21 protein-coding genes are annotated in these 18936 nt (G+C 72.0%); 13 read left to right on the top strand and 8 right to left on the bottom strand.

From position 1 onward, the window contains the following. Nucleotides 1–5 precede the first annotated feature (5 nt). From OG802_RS23900 to OG802_RS23890, 3 genes are all read left to right on the top strand, one after another. On the top strand, nucleotides 6–974 hold the full coding sequence (locus tag OG802_RS23900) for an amino acid ABC transporter permease (RefSeq protein ID WP_329413489.1): 969 nt from the start codon (nucleotides 6–8) through the stop codon (nucleotides 972–974). Beyond that, nucleotides 971–1732, top strand: a complete 762-nt coding sequence (locus OG802_RS23895) for an amino acid ABC transporter ATP-binding protein (RefSeq protein ID WP_329413488.1) — start codon at nucleotides 971–973, stop codon at nucleotides 1730–1732. Before OG802_RS23900 ends, OG802_RS23895 begins: the two co-directional genes overlap by 4 nt. Nucleotides 1733–2075: 343 nt before the next feature. Further along, nucleotides 2076–2711, top strand: a complete 636-nt coding sequence (locus tag OG802_RS23890; protein WP_329413486.1) for a CGNR zinc finger domain-containing protein — start codon at nucleotides 2076–2078, stop codon at nucleotides 2709–2711. Here OG802_RS23890 and sodX read toward each other — a convergent pair. Next, complete coding sequence (gene sodX / locus OG802_RS23885) at nucleotides 2609–3049, bottom strand: nickel-type superoxide dismutase maturation protease (protein WP_329413484.1); 441 nt, start codon at nucleotides 3047–3049, stop codon at nucleotides 2609–2611. The genes OG802_RS23890 and sodX overlap by 103 nt on opposite strands. A 145-nt stretch (nucleotides 3050–3194) precedes the next feature. Between sodX and sodN the strand changes: the two genes are divergently transcribed. Continuing rightward, nucleotides 3195–3590: a superoxide dismutase, Ni gene (gene sodN, locus OG802_RS23880; RefSeq protein ID WP_329413483.1), complete on the top strand. Its 396-nt coding sequence runs from the start codon at nucleotides 3195–3197 to the stop codon at nucleotides 3588–3590. A 132-nt stretch (nucleotides 3591–3722) separates the two neighbouring features. Here the strand turns inward: sodN and ppk2 are convergent, their stop codons facing one another. Next, the gene (ppk2, locus tag OG802_RS23875) at nucleotides 3723–4625 is read right to left on the bottom strand and encodes a polyphosphate kinase 2 (RefSeq protein ID WP_329417344.1); all 903 of its coding nucleotides are present in this window, start codon (nucleotides 4623–4625) and stop codon (nucleotides 3723–3725) included. Between the two features lie 341 nt (nucleotides 4626–4966). Between ppk2 and OG802_RS23870 the strand changes: the two genes are divergently transcribed. Genes OG802_RS23870 through OG802_RS23860 form a run of 3 tightly spaced genes read left to right on the top strand, consistent with a single transcriptional unit; the run spans nucleotide 4967 to nucleotide 6612 of the window. Then, nucleotides 4967–5368, top strand: a complete 402-nt coding sequence (locus tag OG802_RS23870; RefSeq protein ID WP_329413482.1) for a helix-turn-helix transcriptional regulator — start codon at nucleotides 4967–4969, stop codon at nucleotides 5366–5368. Nucleotides 5369–5377: 9 nt separating this feature from the next. After that, a complete protein-coding gene (locus OG802_RS23865; protein WP_329413481.1) occupies nucleotides 5378–5815 on the top strand; it encodes a VOC family protein in 438 nt (145 codons plus the stop codon). Continuing rightward, entirely contained in the window at nucleotides 5812–6612 is an 801-nt protein-coding gene (locus OG802_RS23860; RefSeq protein WP_329413480.1) for a VOC family protein, read from the top strand. The genes OG802_RS23865 and OG802_RS23860 overlap by 4 nt, the downstream gene beginning before the upstream one ends. Before the next feature lie 28 nt (nucleotides 6613–6640). On the opposite strand, the gene OG802_RS23855 is transcribed toward OG802_RS23860, so the two are convergent. The 3 genes from OG802_RS23855 to OG802_RS23845 form a co-directional block, all read right to left on the bottom strand. Further along, nucleotides 6641–6907, bottom strand: a complete 267-nt coding sequence (locus OG802_RS23855) for a hypothetical protein (RefSeq protein ID WP_329413479.1) — start codon at nucleotides 6905–6907, stop codon at nucleotides 6641–6643. Nucleotides 6908–7449: 542 nt separating this feature from the next. Then, the gene (locus OG802_RS23850; protein WP_329413477.1) at nucleotides 7450–8562 is read right to left on the bottom strand and encodes a family 2 encapsulin nanocompartment cargo protein polyprenyl transferase; all 1113 of its coding nucleotides are present in this window, start codon (nucleotides 8560–8562) and stop codon (nucleotides 7450–7452) included. Then, nucleotides 8559–9965, bottom strand: coding sequence for a family 2B encapsulin nanocompartment shell protein (locus OG802_RS23845; RefSeq protein ID WP_329413476.1), 1407 nt, complete (start codon nucleotides 9963–9965; stop codon nucleotides 8559–8561). Before OG802_RS23845 ends, OG802_RS23850 begins: the two co-directional genes overlap by 4 nt. A gap of 174 nt (nucleotides 9966–10139) precedes the next feature. Between OG802_RS23845 and OG802_RS23840 the strand changes: the two genes are divergently transcribed. Then, nucleotides 10140–11027: a 1-aminocyclopropane-1-carboxylate deaminase/D-cysteine desulfhydrase gene (locus OG802_RS23840; protein ID WP_329413474.1), complete on the top strand. Its 888-nt coding sequence runs from the start codon at nucleotides 10140–10142 to the stop codon at nucleotides 11025–11027. A 4-nt stretch (nucleotides 11028–11031) separates the two neighbouring features. Here the strand turns inward: OG802_RS23840 and OG802_RS23835 are convergent, their stop codons facing one another. Next, nucleotides 11032–12630 (bottom strand): Na+/H+ antiporter, encoded by a 1599-nt coding sequence (locus OG802_RS23835; protein ID WP_329413473.1) that lies wholly within the window; start codon nucleotides 12628–12630, stop codon nucleotides 11032–11034. A gap of 60 nt (nucleotides 12631–12690) precedes the next feature. Between OG802_RS23835 and OG802_RS23830 the strand changes: the two genes are divergently transcribed. From OG802_RS23830 to OG802_RS23820, 3 genes are all read left to right on the top strand, one after another. Then, complete coding sequence (locus OG802_RS23830) at nucleotides 12691–12951, top strand: UBP-type zinc finger domain-containing protein (RefSeq protein ID WP_329413472.1); 261 nt, start codon at nucleotides 12691–12693, stop codon at nucleotides 12949–12951. Nucleotides 12952–13317: 366 nt separating this feature from the next. Beyond that, complete coding sequence (locus OG802_RS23825; protein WP_006136266.1) at nucleotides 13318–13731, top strand: anti-sigma factor; 414 nt, start codon at nucleotides 13318–13320, stop codon at nucleotides 13729–13731. 17 nt (nucleotides 13732–13748) lie between these two features. Next, nucleotides 13749–14897, top strand: a complete 1149-nt coding sequence (locus OG802_RS23820) for an RNA polymerase sigma factor SigF (protein ID WP_329413470.1) — start codon at nucleotides 13749–13751, stop codon at nucleotides 14895–14897. Between the two features lie 52 nt (nucleotides 14898–14949). Here the strand turns inward: OG802_RS23820 and OG802_RS23815 are convergent, their stop codons facing one another. Further along, nucleotides 14950–15387 (bottom strand): hypothetical protein, encoded by a 438-nt coding sequence (locus OG802_RS23815; protein WP_329413469.1) that lies wholly within the window; start codon nucleotides 15385–15387, stop codon nucleotides 14950–14952. 147 nt (nucleotides 15388–15534) lie between these two features. On the opposite strand from OG802_RS23815, the gene OG802_RS23810 reads away from it, so the two are divergent. Together OG802_RS23810 and OG802_RS23805 are read left to right on the top strand one after the other, a co-directional pair. Further along, complete coding sequence (locus OG802_RS23810) at nucleotides 15535–16500, top strand: diacylglycerol/lipid kinase family protein (protein ID WP_329413467.1); 966 nt, start codon at nucleotides 15535–15537, stop codon at nucleotides 16498–16500. A gap of 320 nt (nucleotides 16501–16820) precedes the next feature. Further along, nucleotides 16821–17078 carry a WhiB family transcriptional regulator gene (locus OG802_RS23805; protein ID WP_016639615.1) on the top strand — a complete coding sequence of 86 codons (258 nt, stop codon included), beginning with the start codon at nucleotides 16821–16823 and terminating at the stop codon, nucleotides 17076–17078. Between the two features lie 203 nt (nucleotides 17079–17281). Here OG802_RS23805 and OG802_RS23800 read toward each other — a convergent pair whose 3' ends face one another. Continuing rightward, a complete protein-coding gene (locus OG802_RS23800; RefSeq protein ID WP_329413465.1) occupies nucleotides 17282–18757 on the bottom strand; it encodes a sensor histidine kinase in 1476 nt (491 codons plus the stop codon). Nucleotides 18758–18936: the final 179 nt, after the last annotated feature.

The following is an 18936-nucleotide window of genomic DNA, read 5'->3' as shown; positions in this document are numbered from 1 at the left end:
TCCCCATGACTGACAAGTTCGACAAGTCCCCCGCGGGTGCACCACCCGAGGACAACCCGCCGGTGTCCAAGACGTCGGCGTTCTCCGGCCCGCCGGAGGCCATCAAGGCCATCCCGGTGCGCCACTACGGCCGCTGGGTCAGCGCCGTCATCGTCCTCGCGCTCCTGGCGCTGCTGGTCAACGCCTTCGCGAAGGGCGACATCCAGTGGAAGACCGTCGGCGACCAGCTGTTCGACTCGACGGTCATCGCGGGCGCCGGGCGCACGCTGCTGATCAGCGTGCTGTCCATGGTGCTGGGCGTCGTCCTGGGCGTCGTGCTGGCCGTGATGCGGCTGTCGAAGAACCCGGTGACCAGCACGGTCGCCTGGGTCTACATCTGGTTCTTCCGCGGCACGCCGGTCTACGTGCAGCTGCTGATGTGGTTCAACCTGGCGCTGATCTTCCCCGTCCTGAACCTCGGTCCGATCTACAAGGACGAGATGACGGACGTCATGACGCCGTTCATGTGCGCCCTGCTCGGCCTCGGCCTCAACGAGGCCGCCTACATGGCCGAGATCTGCCGGGCCGGCCTGCTGGCCGTGGACGAGGGACAGACCGAGGCCGCCCACGCGCTGGGCATGAGCCATGGCAGGACGCTGCGCCGGATCGTCATCCCGCAGGCCATGCGGGTGATCGTGCCGCCGACCGGCAACGAGTTCATCAACATGCTGAAGACCTCGTCGCTGGTGTACGTGGTGACGTACAACGAACTCCTCCGCTCGACCTCGGTGATCGGCTCCTCGTCGTTCGCCGTGATGGAGCTGCTGTTCGTCGCCTCCATCTGGTACCTGGTCATGACCAGCGTCTTCAGCGTCTTCCAGTACTACCTGGAGCGCTACTACGCCCGCGGTTCGAGCCGCAGCCTCCCGCCCACCGTCTTCCAGAAGATCCGGGCGAACCTGCTCTCGATCGGCCGCGAAAGGAGTGCGGCATGACCGCGATGGTGAAGGCCGAGGGCGTCCACAAGTCCTTCGGCGCGGTCGAGGTCCTCAAGGGCATCGACCTGGAGGTCAAGAACGGCGAGGTGTTCTGCCTCATCGGCCCGTCCGGCTCCGGCAAGTCGACGTTCCTCAGGTGCATCAACCACCTGGAGAAGATCAACGCCGGCCGCCTGTACGTCGACGGGGACCTGGTGGGCTACCGCCAGAAGGGCGACAAGCTGTACGAGCTCAAGGACAGCGAGGTCGCGCTCAAGCGCCGGGACATCGGCATGGTGTTCCAGCGGTTCAACCTGTTCCCGCACATGACGGCGCTCGACAACATCGTCGAGGCCCCGGTCCAGGTCAAGGGCGCCAGCAAGGCCCAGGCCCGGGAGCGGGCGCGTGAGCTCCTGGACCGCGTCGGCCTCGCCGACAAGGCGGGCAACTACCCCTCGCAGCTCTCCGGCGGCCAGCAGCAGCGCGTCGCCATCGCGCGGGCGCTCGCCATGGACCCGAAGCTGATGCTGTTCGACGAGCCGACCTCGGCCCTCGACCCGGAGCTGGTCGGCGACGTCCTCGACGTCATGCGCGACCTCGCCGAGTCCGGCATGACGATGGTCGTCGTCACCCACGAGATGGGCTTCGCCCGCGAGGTCGGCGACAGCCTGGTCTTCATGGACGGCGGCGTGGTCGTCGAGTCCGGCAACCCGCGCGAGGTGCTGACCAACCCGCAGCACGAGCGGACGCAGGCGTTCCTGTCGAAGGTGCTCTAGCGGCACGCGGCGCATACGCGAGGACGGGCGGTACGGAGAATTCCGTACCGCCCGTCCTCGTTTCCCCGCCGGACGACCGGTGCGGCCCGCGCGCACGGCGGTGTGCGGCGGTGTGCGGCGTCGTACGGCGGCGTGCGTGCTCCACCGTGCAGACTCCCCGCGTTGATCCGGGGCGCCGAGTCGTCGATCATGTGGTCCGCGTCGCCGGGGCGCCGTTCTCGCGGCCGTCCCGCGCGCGTGCGTCGTCTCCGCCCCGCCCCCGGTTGGCGTAATACCCTGGAGCCACGAACGGCCGTTACTCCTCCCGCACCCCGACCACAGAGCGCCCCCGTAAGGACTACACGTGGAACTGGCCTATTACTCGGACTACGCCGTGCGGCTCGTCAACAGCGAGGAGCCGACCCGGGGCAAGGACGCCCTGACGTCCGTCGAGGCCGTCCGGGACCTCTTCGGCGGCAACCAGTCGGCCGCCCGCCGGGCCACCGAGGCGGACGTCACCCGGTTCCGCTCGGTCCGCGGCCGGCTGCGGGCGGTCTTCGAGGCGGCCGACGGCGGCGACGAGACCCTCGCGGTGGACCTGCTGAACTCCCTGCTGCTGGAGTTCCCGGTCAGCCCGCAGATCTCCGGCCACGACTTCCGCGACGACGACGGCCGCCCCCTGTGGCACATGCACCTCGCCGACCACCCGTCCAACGCGACGGCGGGCTACGCGGCCATCGCCGCCATGGGCCTGGCCTTCCACCTCACCGAGTACGGCGTCGACCGGCTGGGCCTGTGCGAGGCGAGCCCCTGCCGCAACGCCTACCTCGACACCTCCACCAACCGCTCCCGGCGCTACTGCTCCGACCGGTGCGCCACCCGCGCCAACGTCGCCGCCTACCGCGCCCGCAAGCGCCTGGAGGCCGACCGCGACCGCGCCGCCGACAGCGGCCTGGCCGCCGACAGCGCCCAGCGCACCACCGCCAGCGGCGAGCGCTGACCCGGCGCGAGCGGACGCCAGCGCAGCCGCGCCCGGCCCAGGATCAGCTCGTCGGGCACCGTCCCGTAGTCCGTGCTGTCGCCGCCGGCGAAGGCGTTGTCCCCGAGGACCCACCACCCGCCCTCCCGGCGCTCGGCGGCCCGCTTGACGACCAGCAGGTCCTGCTGGAAGGGGTGCCGCAGCACGATCACGTCGCCGGGCCGCACCCGCGCGCCGTAGTGCACCAGCAGCCGGTCCCCGTGCCGGAGCGTGGGCACCATGGACGGACCGGTCACCTCGGCCAGCCCGAACGGCGCGGCGGCCCTGCCCCGCTCGCCCTCCTGCGACAGTTCCGGCATCCCCGGCACCTCCCCGGTCCGTTCCTCCACCAGTCCCAGTCTGACCCCGGACTTTTGTCCTAAGCCCCAGGGGGCACCCGCCAAAAGCCCTCCCCCAGGGAGTAATGTCCCACCTGAGAAGACGATCACGAGGAAGGAACGCTCCATGCTTTCCCGCCTGTTTGCCCCCACGGTCAAGGTCAGCGCACACTGCGACCTGCCCTGCGGCGTGTACGACCCGGCCCAGGCCCGCATCGAGGCGGAGTCGGTGAAGGCCGTGCAGGAGAAGATGGCCGCCAACGACGACCCGCACTTCCAGGCGCGCGCCACCGTCATCAAGGAGCAGCGTGCCGAGCTCGCGAAGCACCACGTCTCCGTGCTGTGGAGCGACTACTTCAAGCCCCCGCACTTCGAGAAGTACCCCCAGCTGCACCAGCTCGTCAACGACGCCCTGAAGGCCCTGTCGGCCGCCAAGGCCTCGACGGACCCGAAGACGGGCGAGAAGGCCCTGGAGCTGATCGGCCAGATCAGCGACATCTTCTGGGAGACCAAGAAGGCCTGAGCCGCCGATCCCCGTCCAGGACCTGCGGTCGGTGCACCATCGCGGGTCACGGGGAACGCGCGTCGCATCATGCGTGAAGGGGCCCGGTCGGACGCCGACCGGGCCCCTTCGCCATGCCGTGGGCGGTGCCGCTCAGACGGCGTCCTCGTCGCCCTCGCCCACCTCCAGCAGCCCGGCCGCCGCGCCGACTATGCGCGGGTCGGGGGTGCCGACGACCTCCTCGTCCTTGTCGTCGTAGTCGAACCGGGCGAGCACGCTGCGCATGGCCTCGACCCGCGCCCGTTTCTTGTCGTTGCTCTTGACCACCGTCCAGGGCGCGTACGTGGTGTCCGTCTCGCGGAACATGACGACCTTGGCGGCGGTGTAGTCGTCCCAGCGCTCCAGCGAGGCGAGGTCCATCGGGCTGAGCTTCCACTGCCGTACGGGGTCGATCCGGCGGATCGTGAAACGGGTGCGCTGCTCGCTCTGCGACACCGAGAACCAGAACTTCACCAGGTCGACGCCGTCGTCCACGAGCATCCGCTCGAACATCGGGGCCTGACGGGCGAAGCGCTGGTACTCGTCGTCCGTACAGAAGCCCATGACGCGTTCGACGCCGGCCCTGTTGTACCAGGACCGGTCGAAGAGCACGATCTCGCCCGCCGTCGGCAGCTGTTCGACGTACCGCTGGAAGTACCACTGCCCGCGCTCGCGCTCGGTGGGCTTCTCCAGGGCCACGACCCTCGCGCCGCGCGGGTTGAGGTGCTCGGTGAACCGCTTGATGGTGCCGCCCTTGCCGGCCGCGTCCCGGCCCTCGAAGAGGATGACGAGGCGGCGTCCCGTCTCCTTGATCCAGCTCTGGAGCTTCAGCAGCTCGATCTGCTGGAGCCGCTTGTGGCAGTCGTACTCCTTGCGCTCCATGCGCTCGGTGTACGGGTAGTTCTCCCGCCAGGTGTCGACCGGGCTTCCGTCCGCCCGGATCAGCACGGGGTCGTCCTGGTCGGTGTAGTCGACCCGCAGGTCGGCGTCGTCGGACAGCAGGGGCCGTGTGGTCATGGCGTCCGCCTCCCGGTCTCGGATGTCCGCTCGCGTGTCGGTCATGTCTCGGCGTCCGTCGTCTCAGGCGTCCGTCGTGTCTCGGACGTCGGGCATGTCTTGGGTGTCGGGGCACTTCTCGGGCGTGGGCGTCGGGGCCGTCCTGGACTTCAGGGCCGTCCTGGGCGTCGGGCGGGGGACCGCGGGAGGACCGAGGCCACCGCCGCGAGCAGGGTGCCCCGTCCTGCGATCACCATGCGCCCCGCGCCACCCCCGCGCACCTGTGCCCACCGGCTTCCCGGACCTGCGCCGAGGATGCCCGCCGCGGGCCCGGCGGTCGAGGACCGTGCGATCCTGGCGTGATGAATCGGGAGGACCTGGTGAGGCTGCGGCAGGCGCGGGACCGGATGGACCGCGAGTACGCCGAGCCGCTGGACGTCGCCGCGCTCGCCGCCACGGCGCTCATGTCCCCCGGCCACTTCCAGCGCAGCTTCCGCGAGGCCTACGGCGAGACGCCCTACGCCTATCTGATGACCCGCCGCGTCGAGCGCGCCAAGGTCCTGCTGCGGCGCGGCGACCTGAGCGTGACGGAGGTCTGCATGGCGGTCGGCTGCACCTCGCTCGGCTCGTTCAGCTCCCGGTTCACCGAGCTGGTCGGCGAGACCCCGAGCGCGTACCGGGCCCGTTCGCACGACGAGAGCGCGGTGATCACGCCCTGCGTGGCCAGGACGTTCACCCGTCCCCGGCGGAGCCGGCCCGCCTAGGCTGGAGGCATGGCTGAACGCATGGCTGCACCCACGGACCTCCGACTCCACCAGTGCTTCGTCGCCGTCGACGACCACGACAAGGCCCTGCACTTCTACGTCGAGGTGCTCGGTCTCCAAGTCCGCAACGACGTCTCCTACGAGGGCATGCGGTGGGTGACCGTGGGCTCGCCGCTCCAGCCCGACGTCGACATCGTGCTGGAGCCGCCGGGCGCCAACCCCGACTTCTCCCCGGCCGACCGCGAGGCGATGGCCCGGCTGCTCGCCAAGGGCGTTCTGCGCGGCGTCATCTTCACCACCGCCGACTGCGACGCGCTGCACGCGCGCGTGCGGGAGGCCGGCGTCGAGGTGCTCCAGGAGCCGACGGACCAGCCCTACGGCGTGCGCGACTGCGCGTTCCGGGACCCGGCCGGGAACATGCTGCGGTTCCTGGAGCGCAGGGCATGAGCCGACCGGTCCGCTGGACCCACGCCTTCGTGGACCGGCCCGCCACGCGGTTCGATCGGGCCGGCGCGTTCTGGGCGGCGGTCACGGACACCCGCCTGTCCGGGTTCCGGGGCGAGCGGGAGGAGTTCGTCACCCTGCTGCCGGACGGCGCGGACGCCTGCGTGAAACTCCAGGGCGCCGCGGACGGCGACGGCGGCGCGCATCTCGACTTCGCCGTCGAGGACGTGCCCGGTTTCGTCGAGGAGGCCCGGGCGCTCGGCGCGGAGCCGGTCGCCCGGCACGACGGCTGGGCCGTGCTGCGCTCCCCGGCCGGGCACGCGTTCTGCGCGGTGCCGTGGCTCGGGGAGGCCGTACGGCCTGCGGTGGTGGCCGGCAGCCGCGTCGACCAGGTGTGCCTGGACGTGCCGCCGTCGGCGTTCGAAGCCGAGATCGCCTTCTGGACCGCGCTGCTGCCCGACTGGCCGGCGCGGGCGGGATCCCGGCCCGAGTTCCATGTGGTCGAGCCGCCCGCCGGACTGCCGATCCGCATCCTGCTACAGCGGCTCGACGACGAGCCGGCCGGCCCCGGCGGTGACGGCGTCAGCGGTGACGGTGCGGGCGCGGGTCAGGTCTCCGCCCATCTCGACCTCGCCTGCGGCGCGGACGTGGACGCCGTGTGCGCACGCCACGAGCGGCTGGGCGCGCGGCTGGTGGCCCGTCACCCGCACTGGACGGTGCTGCGCGACCCGGCGGGCGGCCTGTACTGCCTGACCGGCCGCGACGCGGAGACGGGCGGACTGCCCCGGACGGATTCCTGACCTGCTCGTCGCGGCCCGCGGCGCGCGGTCACGAGGACCGGGCGGCGGGAGCGCCGGGCCCCTCCTCCGACGCGGCGGAGCGCTCGGGTCCGGCCGGGTGTCCCCGGCCTCCGCTGTCGTCGCCGGGCGCGGCGAGGTGGGGCTGGGGGCCCGCCTCCACGTACGCCTCGCAGTCGGGGTTGTGGCACGGCCCCGCCGCCCAGCGCGGCACCCACGCGCCCAGCGTCTTGTGCCGCCGGACGACGGACTGCACGGGCTCCCCGCAGGCGGAACAGACGCGTTGTTCCCTGTCCATGTCCTCAGAGTAGGGCGACCACAGCCGAACCGCTCCCGCTCGTACGCCGCCGAAGTCCCACCGCCCGGCCGCCCCTCCCCCGGCAGGGACCACCGCCCGCTGGGGGTCTGTCACCCGATGCCCCCGACGTCCCGCCGCACGGACACTCTCCCCACGGCAGGACTTTCGCCCGCTCGGTGGCGGGCCGGTACCCGATCCCCCCACCGTCCCGCCGCACGGGCACCCTCCCCACGGCAGGACCACCGCCCGCTCGGGGAGCCAGGTGCGCAGCGGCGGCCGTCGGCTGACTCCTGCCCAGGCCGCCTGCCCTGGCCGACCGGGGCAGGGGGCCCAGGCAGGCACGGGTTGGCAGGCATGGGCAGGCGGACGGACCCGCCGGTGCCCCGGTCGGCTGAACTCCGACCGGGGCGTGCCGCCACACGGGGCCGCGCCGGGGCCGCACGCACCGATGTCCCGGTCGGCCCCGCCACGGGCGGGACCGGCCGGGACACGAGCAGGCTGCCCGCCGCACCCCCCTTGCGGGCGTGCGCGGGTGGGCGGGCCTATGTGGTGCGGCGGGTGACGAACTCGGCCAGGCACAGCAGGCCGCCCGCCGCCTCGGGGTCCGGCACCGCCCGGGCCAGCTCCTGCATGGCGCGGGCCATCCGGTCGGCCGCCTGCTCCTGCGCCCACGCGCGGCCGCCCGCCCGCTCGACGGCCAGCGTCGTGCGGTCCAGGTCGGCCGGGTCGTAGGGCGCCGCGTACAGCGCGGCCAGTTCGCCGGCCGCCGGGGTGGCCGAGGTGAGGGCGGCGACCACCGGCAGGGACTTCTTGCGGGCGGCGAGATCCGCGCCGGCCGGTTTGCCGGTGTGCCGCGGGTCCCCCCATATCCCGATGACGTCGTCGATGAGCTGGAAGGCGAGCCCGGCCTCCCGGCCGAACGCGTCCAGCGCTTCGACGTCCCGCTCGGCCGCTCCCGCGTACAGCGCGCCGACCGCGCAGGCGCAGCCGAGCAGCGCGCCCGTCTTGGCCTCCGCCATGACGAGCACCTCGTCGAGGGTGACGCCGGCGGGGCCGCGTCTCTCCATGGCGGTGTCCGCCTGCTGGCCGGCGCACAGTTCGACCACGCACGCCGCGAGCCTGGCCGCAGCCGGCCGGGACGCGGGGTGCGGGTCCGCGGCGAGCAGGCCGAGGGCGAGGGCCTGGAGGGCGTCCCCGGCGAGGATCGCGTCGGCGTCGCCGAACACGGTCCACGCGGTGGGGCGGTGGCGGCGGGTGGCGTCCCGGTCCATCACGTCGTCGTGGAGCAGCGTGAAGTTGTGGACCAGTTCGACCGCGGCGGCGGCCCGCACCGCCGCCGCACGGGCCCGCGGGCCGCCGAGCGCCGCGGCCGCGGCGAGCACCAGCGCCGGCCGGATCGCCTTGCCGGCGTTGTCCGCGGCGGGGGTGCCGTCCGCGTGTTCCCAGCCGAAGTGGTAGAGCGCGACCCGGCGCATCGAGGCGGGCAGCGAGTCGAGCGCCGCCCGCAGCGCCGGGTCGACGGCCGCCCTGGACCGCTCCAGGAGCGCCGCCGCCTCGTGCCCGTCGGTCGTCCCCGCGTCGCCCTCGCCCCGGTCGCCGTCGGACGTCCGCCGTTCGCGCGTCCCGCCCCGCTGTCGCCTGACGGCGGAGGTCACCGCCAGCGGCCGATCTCGACGTTCTCCAGGACGCCCAGCGCGTCCGGCACCAGGACGGCGGCCGAGTAGTAGGCCGTGACCAGGTACTTGATGATGGCCTGTTCGTTGATGCCCATGAACCGCACCGACAGGCTCGGCTCGATCTCGTCGGGGATGCCCGACTGGCGCAGGCCGATGACGCCCTGGTCCTCCTGGCCCAGACGCAGCGCGATGATCGAGCTGGTCCGCGCCTCGGAGACGGGGATCTTGTTGCAGGGGTAGATCGGCACCCCGCGCCAGGTGGGGATGCGGTTGCCGCCGACGTCGATCGTCTCGGGCACGAGGCCGCGCTTGTTGAGCTCGCGGCCGATCGCGGAGATGGCGCGCGGGTGGGCGAGGAGCATCTTGGTGCCGCGCCGCCTGCTGAGCAGCTCGTCCAGGTCGTCCGGGCTGGGCACGCCGTCGTGCGGCTGGAGCCGCTGGTCGTACTCGCAGTTGTGCAGGAGACCGAACTCCCGGTTGTTGACCAGCTCGTGCTCCTGGCGCTCCTTGAGGGCCTCGACCGTCAGCCGCAACTGCTGCTCGGTCTGGTTCATCGGCTGGTTGTAGAGGTCGGCGACGCGCGAGTGGATGCGCAGGACGGTCTGGGCGATGCTCAGCTCGTACTCGCGGGGCCTGGCGTCGTAGTCGACGAACGTGTGCGGGATGTCCGGCTCGCCGGCGTGGCCGGCCGCGAGGTCGACCTCCTTCTCGCCGTACTTGTTGGTGCGCTGCTCGGGGATCGTGCGCAGTTGCTGGAGGTGTTCGCGCAGGGAGTCGGCGCGCTCCGCGACCTGCTCGACGTCCTGACGGGCCAGGATGAGCACCGTGCAGGCCGTGTCCGCGCGGGCGGTGTACTCCCAGATGGCGTCCGCGTCGAGCAGCGCCTGGTCGCCGAAGTAGGCGCCGTCGGCGAGGACTCCGAGCACCTGGTCGTCGCCGTAGGGGCCGGTTCCGACCTTCTCCACGCGGCCGTGCGCCAGCAGGTAGACCTCGTCGGTCTGGCTGCCGAAGGAGGCGATGACCTCGCCGGGGCCGAACTCCCGCTGCCGGCAGCGCTGGGACAGCTCGCCGAGCACCTCCTCGTCCTCGTAGGAGCGCAGCGCGGGCAGTTCGCCCAGTTCGGCCGGGATGACCTCGACCCGGTCGCCGGTCTTGACGAACGTGACGCGGCCGTCGCCGACCGCGTACGTCAGACGCCTGTTGACCCTGTACGTGCCGCCCTGCACATCGACCCAGGGCAGATTCCGCAGCAGCCAGCGGGAGCTGATCTCCTGCATCTGCGGTGCGGACTTGGTCGTGGTGGCCAGGTTCCGCGCGGCCGCGGTGCCGAGACTCTGCTGCGGCTTGCCCGACTCCGAGCGGACCTCTTCGCCTACCGACATGAGAAATTGCCCTCCCGATTCATGCACGGCCGCCGAACTGCGCCGGTGCACTGTTCACGTGGACCAGCCTTTCATCACGGTGTGTGCTCGTGGTATTACCCGAAAGAGCGGGAATGGATCATCGCGTGCCTGGGCAGCGGCGCATCCGCCCGAACGGTGTTCGACAATGGGCGGGTGACCGACCTGCGCCCGAGCCTGCCCTCCCCGCTCCAGGAGGTCGCCGACGACCGGTTCGCCCGGCACGGCGTACGGCTGCTGCTCAAGCGGGACGACCTGATCCATCCGGAGCTGGTCGGCAACAAGTGGCGCAAGCTCGTGCCGAATCTGGAGCGGGCGGCGGGGCGGACGCTGGTGACCTTCGGCGGCGCCTACTCCAACCATCTGCGGGCGACGGCCGCGGCGGGCCGTCTGCTGGGGCTGCCGACGGTGGGCGTGGTGCGCGGTGACGAGCTGGCCTGCCGGCCCCTGAACCCCTCGCTGGCCCGCTGCGCCGCCGACGGCATGCGGCTGCGCTTCGTGGACCGCTCGCTCTACCGGCGCAAGGGCGAGGCGCGGGCGCTGCGGGAGATCCTGGGCGCGGCGGGCGCCGAGGGCGCGTACGTCGTGCCCGAGGGGGGCAGCAACGCGGCGGCGGTGCGCGGCTGCCGGGCGCTCGGGGAGGAGCTGCGCGGGCGGGCCGACGTGGTCGCGCTGGCCTGCGGCACCGGCGGCACGCTCGCGGGGCTGGCCGCCGGTCTCGCGCCCGGCCAGCGGGCTCTGGGGATACCGGTGCTCAAGGGAGGATTCCTGGGGGCGGCGATACTCGCTCTCCAGGAGGAGGCCTTCGGCGGCCGGCGGGGCGAGTGGCGGCTCGACGAACGGTTCCACTTCGGCGGGTACGCGCGGGTCACCCCGGAGCTGGAGGACTTCGCGGCGGACTTCGAGCACCGGCACGGCGTGGCCGTCGAACGTTTCTATGTCGCCAAGTCGCTCTTCGCCCTTGCCGCCCTGGCCGAGGAGGGCGCCTTCCCGCGCGGGACCCGCCTGGCCGCGGTGGTGACGGGCGCGCCCTTCGCCGGGTGAGGCCTCAGGTCGCCTCCCGGTAGGCCGCCGCCTCCTCCAGGTCCAGCCTGCGCAGCAGCGTGCGCAGCATCTCGTCGTCGATGTGGCGGCCGTCGCGCAGGCGGACGAACATCTCGCGCTCGGCGCTGATCATCTCGCGCGACAGCCGCCGGTAGGTGTCGTCGACGGTCTCGCCGGTGACCGGGTTGACCTGGCCCAGTCGTTCCCAGACGGCGTTGCGGCGGCGCTCCAGGACGTCGCGGAGCCGGTCCGCGAGGGGCGGCGGGAGGGCGTTGCGCTCGTCGGAGAGCAGGTCGTCGAGACGCTGTTCGGCGACCCGGGAGGCCTGCGCCTGGGCGTTGGCCTCGGCGAGCGTCGCGGCCTGGGGGTCCGCGTCGGGGAACTTGAGCAGCCGGATCAGCGGGGGCAGGGTCAGGCCCTGGAGCACGAGGGTGCCGATGACGGTGGTGAAGGTGAGGAAGAGGATGAGGTTGCGGTGCGGGAAGGGCGCGTCGCCGTCGTCCACGGTGAGCGGGATGGAGAAGGCGATGGCGAGCGAGACCACGCCCCGCATGCCGGCCCAGGCGATGACGACGGGACCCCGCCAGGTGGGGTTCTCCTCCCGCGCGCGGATGCGGGAGGACACGAGCCGTGGCAGGAAGGTCGCCGGGTACACCCACAGGAAGCGGGCCGCGACGACCACGAGGAACAGCGCGACGGCGTACCAGGCGGCCTCCAGGCCCTCGTAGGCGCCCAGGCCCTTGAGGACGACGGGGAGCTGGAGGCCGATCAGCGCGAAGACCGCCGACTCCAGCACGAAGGCGACCATCTTCCACACGGCCTCCTCCTGGAGCCGGGTGGCGAAGTCGACCTCCCACGCGCGGTGACCGAGGTAGAGGGCGACGACGACCACGGCGATGACGCCGGAGGCGTGGAACTGCTCGGCGGCCGCGTACGCGACGAAGGGGATCAGCAGGGAGAGCGTGTTCTGGAGGAGGGGTTCCCTGAGGTGGGTGCGCAGCCAGTGCAGCGGGGCCATGAGGATCAGGCCGACGGCGGTCCCGCCGACCGCCGCCACCAGGAACTCCTCGATGCCGCCGGCCCAGGAGGCGCCTTCGCCGACGACGACCGCGAGGGCCACCTTGTAGGCGGTGATCGCGGTGGCGTCGTTGAGCAGCGACTCGCCCTGGAGGATGGTGGTGATCCGGGAGGGCAGGCCGACCCGGCGGGCCACGGCGGTGGCCGCGACCGCGTCCGGCGGCGCGACCACCGCGCCCAGCACCAGGGCGGCCGTCAGCGGCAGGCCGGGGACGAGGAGGTAGGCGGCCCATCCGACGGCGACGGTCGCGAAGAGCACGTAGCCGACGGACAGCAGCGCGACCGGCCGCAGCTGGGCGCGCAGGTCGAGGTAGGAGCTGTCGCTGGCCGAGGTGTACAGCAGCGGCGGCAGCAGCAGGGGCAGCACGACGTCGGGGTCCAGGGTGTAGTCCGGCACGCCGGGCACGTAGGAGACGGCCAGGCCGACCGCCACCAGCAGCAGCGGCGCGGGCGCCGGGGTGCGCCGGGCCGCCGCGGCGATCGCCGCACTGCCGGCCACCAGCAACAGCAGTGGCATCACGTCCATGTCCCGGCCCGCCCTCTTTTTCCGCGCGGTCGTCCGCGCGCCCGTCGTAATCTGGCAATCATGAAACAGTGCACCCACGCCGACGCGCTGCCCGACCCCGAGCCCGTCCCGCTGGGCGAGACATGCCCGGAGTGCCTGAGGGACGGCACCCACCCGGTGCAACTGCGACTGTGCCTGACGTGTGGCCATGTCGGCTGCTGCGACTCCTCGCCGAACCGGCACGCCACCGCGCACCACAAGGAGTCCGGCCACCCGGTGATGCGGACGTTCGAACCCGGTGAGAACTGGCGCTGGTGCTTCGTCGACCACGTCCTCGTGTGAGGCGTCCCGGCAGGTCGCGGGTCCCGTGCGCGGCCGGGTTCCGGTCTCCCGCCGCGGGCGGTACGGCCCGGTGTGAACTTTCGGGGCGGTGCGGGCGTTGAACTCATGAGACGCCCCGGCCGTCCGGCGGGTACGGTTCGACCATCTGACGCCTGGGTACGTCAACCCGGCGCGCCCTCTTCCCATTTGGGTCCGCAGACCTCTAGACACGGAGCGTGTTCACAGCTTTACTGTGAGTGACGCCAGGGGGTTGGGGTCCGGGGACAGGAGCCGTGAGAGCGCGATAGCGTCACCGCTGCACCACACACGCGTTACCCGGGGGGCGACCCCCGGCCCCGAAAAGCTTGTACCACCTTGGAGGTGAGGGTGTCCCAGATCGCAGGCGAGCCCGCGACCCAGGACTTCGTGGAAGTCCGGCTGCCGGCTGCGGGTGCCTACCTGTCGGTGCTGCGGACGGCCACGGCCGGCCTCGCGGCCCGTTTGGACTTCACCCTGGACGAGATCGAGGACCTGCGCATCGCGGTGGACGAGGCCTGCGCGATCCTGCTCCAGCAGGCCGTGCCGGGCTCGGTGCTCAGTTGCGTGTTCCGTCTCGTCGACGACTCGCTCGAGGTCACCGTCTCGGCCCCGACCACGGACGGTCACGCCCCCTCGCGTGACACCTTCGCCTGGACCGTCCTGTCCGCCCTGGCGGGCAAGGTGTCCTCCGCCGTCGACGAGGACAGGACCGTGTCGATCAGCCTCTACAAACAACGCGGCGCGGGACCCGGGCCGGCGTGAGGAACGGGGACGGGCCGGTGCGGGACGAAGAGCGCGGCACACGGGGGCTGCCGGCCGGCGACGCCGGGACGCCACTGCCTCCGGACGGTTCCCGACGCATGGCCGACGGCATCGACGGCATTCCCGAGCAGGCCCGGCCGCATCCGGAGGACGACCCGGCCTCCGCGCGGACGGGTCGGCCGGACGCGGCCGTGCAGGACTCGCCCCGGGAGAGGCGGCCGGGGGGCTCGCCCCCCGGCCGGGCAGAGGCGAGGGCTCGACAGAGGGCGACGGGCGGGACAATGAGCGAGCACGAGCGAGACGGCGAACACAGCGTGCCGGGCGCACAGCACGAACCACCGGTGCCGGCACCGGCGTCGGCACCGGCGCCCACGCCGCCCGCGGCCGCGCCGGCGCACCAGGCGCATGGGCCGGCCGACCGCAGCGGGGCGCGGGCGATGTTCGTGGAACTGCGCAAGCTCCAGGACGGCAGCCCCGAGTACGCGGAGATGCGCAACCAGCTGGTCCGCATGCATCTGCCGCTGGTCGAGCATCTCGCGCGCCGGTTCCGCAACCGCGGCGAGCCGCTGGACGACCTGACCCAGGTCGCCACGATCGGCCTCATCAAGTCCGTCGACCGCTTCGACCCGGAGCGCGGCGTGGAGTTCTCCACGTACGCGACCCCGACGGTCGTCGGCGAGATCAAGCGGCACTTCCGGGACAAGGGCTGGGCGGTGCGGGTGCCGCGCAGGCTCCAGGAGCTGCGGCTGTCGCTGACGACGGCGACGGCCGAGCTGTCGCAGCAGCACGGCCGCTCCCCCACGGTCCACGAACTCGCCGAGAAGCTGGCCATCTCGGAGGAGGAGGTCCTGGAGGGCCTGGAGTCCGCCAACGCGTACTCCACGCTGTCCCTGGACGTCCCCGACACCGACGACGAGTCGCCGGCGGTGGCCGACACGCTCGGCGCGGAGGACGAGGCGCTGGAGGGCGTCGAGTACCGGGAGTCCCTCAAGCCGTTGCTGGAGGACCTCCCGCCCCGCGAGAAGCGGATCCTGCTGCTGAGGTTCTTCGGCAACATGACCCAGTCGCAGATCGCGCAGGAGGTCGGCATCTCGCAGATGCACGTCTCCCGGCTGCTGGCGCGCACACTCGCGCAGCTGCGGGAGAAGCTCCTCGTCGAGGAGTAGAGGGGCACAGCGGTAGAGGGGCACAGGAGCGGAGCGGCAGTCGCGCGGGCGGCTACGGTGTGCGGCCGGGTCCCCGGATCCCGAGGGCCCTGGTCGTCTCCCGGTTGACCAGCAGCACCAGCGCGGCGACGGCCACGGCCATCAGGGCGATGCCCGCCGGGATGGCCATGCTGTCGGCCTGGAGCAGGTTGTAGGCGACCGGCACCGCCATGACCTGGGTGATGACGGCGGGCCCCCGGCTCCAGCCGCGCAGGCCCATCAGCCCGCGGGCGGCCAGCAGCGGCAGCAGCGCCAGCACCATCAGGGTGACTCCGCCGGTGACGGCCTGCTGACGGTCGTCCGGGTCGCCGGTGAGGCCGAGGACGAGCATCCACACCCCGCCCGCGACGAGCGCCAGCCCTTCCAGCGCGCACAGGGCGGCGGCATACGTCACCCGGCGCGGGCGGGACGCTGCGGTTTCGGGGGCGGCGGGGGTCTGCTCACTGCTCACCCCTGAAGGGTAGCCCGCACCCCCGGACCGGCCGCGGACCGCGGGCCCGGCGCAGGCCGCGCCCGTGTCGAGGCTCACCCCGTGATCTCTTACCCGATCCCCACCTCGGCCTGTGCCCGGTACCACCCAGTAGGTACGCTGCAACTCATGCGTGCACTTCTCGTGGTCAATCCGGCGGCAACCACCACCAGTGCCCGCACGCGCGACGTCCTCATCCACGCCCTCGCGAGCGAGATGAAGCTGGAGGCGGTCACCACCGAGTACCGCGGGCACGCGCGCGATCTGGGCCGCCAGGCCGCGGAGAGCGGCAATGTCGACCTGGTGGTGGCCCTGGGCGGCGACGGCACGGTGAACGAGGTCGTCAACGGCCTGCTGCACGCCGGCCCCGACCCGGCGCTGCCGGGTCTCGCGGTGGTGCCGGGCGGCTCCACCAACGTCTTCGCGCGGGCCCTGGATCTGCCCAACCATCCGGTGGAGGCCACGGGCGCCCTGCTGGACGCGCTGCGCGAGGGCCGCGAACGCACCGTCGGCCTCGGGCTCGCGGCGGGCACGCCCGGCACGGAGGACGAGGCGGTGCCGTCGCGCTGGTTCACCTTCAACGCCGGCCTCGGTTTCGACGCCGGAGTGGTGGGCCGGGTGGAGCAGCAGCGCGAGCGGGGCAGGAAATCCACGCACGCTCTCTATATCCGCCAGGCGGTGCGCCAGTTGTTGGGCGAATCACAGCGCCGGCACGGAACCATCACCCTGGAACGGCCGGGCGCCGACCCGGTGACCGATTTGGTGCTGTCCATAGTCTGCAACACGGCTCCGTGGACCTATCTGGGCAATCGCCCGGTGTACGCGTCGCCTAAGGCCTCGTTCGATACCGGGCTCGACGTACTCGGTCTCAGCCGTCTGTCGACCGCCTCGGTTGCCCGATATGGCACCCAGTTGCTCACTTCGTCCCCCGAGCGGGGACCGCACGGCAAGCATGCCGTCGCGCTGCACGACCTGGACCGGTTCACCTTGCATTCGAAGGCCCCGCTGCCCCTTCAGATGGACGGTGACCACCTGGGCCTGCGAACCAGCGTGACGTTCACAGGCGTACACCGTGCACTGCGTGTGATTGTGTGAGCAGAAAGGGCTGAAGTCCTTTCACTCGAACGTTTAGGCCAGGATCCACCCCATGGAAGTACGGCTGTGACCTAGTCGACACCGAGGAATCAAAAAAAACTTTCCGGAAGGGGTTGTATCCGCCGCTGAGGTTTGCGAGTCTCTACGTGGCGATCGGGACAGCCCGCAACACCGGCATCCACTGATCACCGGAACCCCTCAACGAACTCCAGGACCACGCCAGGGAAACCCGGCTGGTGGCCCTTCATCTGTTGGGGGATTCGTGAAAGCGTTCACATTCACAAGCACCCCGCATGTAATACCAAGGAGAGGTAGCAGCCATGGACTGGCGTCACAACGCCGTTTGCCGCGAGGAAGACCCCGAGCTCTTCTTCCCCATCGGCAACACCGGTCCTGCGCTGCTGCAGATCGAGGAAGCCAAGGCCGTCTGCCGTCGCTGCCCGGTTATGGAGCAGTGTCTGCAGTGGGCGCTCGAGTCCGGTCAGGACTCCGGCGTCTGGGGTGGCCTCAGCGAGGACGAGCGTCGCGCGATGAAGCGCCGCGCCGCCCGCAACCGGGCCCGTCAGGCCTCCGCCTGACGACACCCGCCCCGCAAGCCTGAGCTTGGCGGCGCGTGTGCCTGCCGACATCACCTCGTCGGCAGCGAGTACGCTTCTCCCGCCCCCGAGCCGCAGCGCGCAGTACCCCGATGCGCAGCACAAGCTGGCAACGAGCATTCGAGCCCCGGACCCCTGAACGGTCCGGGGCTTCTTGCTGTGCGCGTGCGGCGCCGCCCCGCGGGCTACTTCTGCGCGCGCACCGGGATGTCCAGGATCACCTGTGTTCCGCGCTCCGGAGCCGGGACCATGTCGAAGGTTCCGCTCAACTCGCCCTCCACCAGTGTCCGTACGATCTGCAGGCCCAGGTTGCCGGAGGTGTGCGGGTCGAAGCCGGCGGGCAGGCCGACGCCGTCGTCCTGTACGGTGACCAGCAGGCGGGCCTCCTTGCTGGTGCCGCCGCGGACCGCCGAGACCTCGACCGTCCCGGTCTCGCCCTCGCCGAAGCCGTGCTCCAGGGCGTTCTGGAGGATCTCGGTGAGGACCATCGACAGCGGGGTGGCGACCTCGGCGTCCAGGATGCCGAAGCGTCCGCTGCGCCGGCCGGCGACCTTGCCCGGCGAGATCTCGGCGACCATCGCCAGCACACGGTCGGCGATCTCGTCGAACTCCACGCGCTCGTCCAGGTTCTGGGAGAGCGTCTCGTGCACGATGGCGATCGAGCCGACCCGGCGGACCGCCTCCTCGAGGGCCTCGCGGCCGCGCTCGGAATCGATGCGCCGGGCCTGGAGCCGCAACAGGGCCGCCACCGTCTGGAGGTTGTTCTTCACCCGGTGGTGGATCTCCCGGATGGTCGCGTCCTTGGTGATCAACTCGCGTTCGCGGCGGCGCAGTTCGGTCACGTCGCGCAGCAGCACGAGCGCGCCGATGCGGGTGCCCTTCGGCTTGAGCGGGATCGTGCGGAACTGGATGACCCCGTCGCGGGCCTCGATCTCGAACTCGCGGGGCGCCCAGCCGCTGGCGACCTTGGCGAGCGCCTCGTCCACCGGGCCGCGGGTCGGGGCGAGTTCGGCGGTGGTCAGGCCGAGGTGCTGGCCGACCAGGTCGGAGGCCAGGCCCATGCGGTGGAAGGCGGACAGCGCGTTCGGGGAGGCGTACTGGACGACCCCGTCGACGTCGACGCGGATCAGGCCGTCGCCGACGCGCGGGGCCGCGTCCATGTCCGTCTGCTGGTCGGGGAACGGGAAGGAGCCGGCCGCGATCATCTGCGCGAGGTCGGACGCGCTCTGAAGATAGGTGAGCTCCAGCCGGCTCGGGGTGCGCACGGTGAGCAGGTTGGTGTTGCGGGCGATGACGCCCAGCACCCGGCCGTCGCGCCGGACGGGGATGGACTCGACCCGGACCGGGACCTCCTCGCGCCACTCCGGGTCGCCCTCGCGCACGATCCGGCCCTCGTCCAGGGCGGCGTCCAGCAGGGGGCGGCGGCCGCGGGGCACGAGGTGGCCGACCATGTCGTCCTGGTAGGAGGTGGGGCCGGTGTTGGGGCGCATCTGGGCCACGGAGACATAGCGGGCGCCGTCACGGGTGGGGACCCACAGGACCAGGTCGGCGAAGGAGAGGTCGGAGAGCAGCTGCCACTCCGAGACCAGCAGATGCAGCCACTCGAGGTCGGAGTCGTCGAGTGCGGTGTGCTGGCGTACGAGTTCGTTCATGGAGGGCACGCCTGCGAGCGTACCTGGGGGTTTGCGCGGGGCGGGAAACACCCGCGGGCCGCGGCGCCTGGGAGGGACCCTCAACCCTCCCGGCACCGCAGCCCGGAGCAATATCGGCCGCGGGGTGTGCGGTCCCGTCGGCCGAAGGTGAGGAGCCGGGGCAGTCAGGGCAGAGAGCCCGGATCCTC

Source organism: Streptomyces sp. NBC_00704 (assembly GCF_036226605.1).
Taxonomy (GTDB): Bacteria; Actinomycetota; Actinomycetes; order Streptomycetales; family Streptomycetaceae; genus Streptomyces.
Note: the sequence above shows the minus strand (reverse complement) of the source record. Positions and strands in the feature narration are given on the sequence as shown.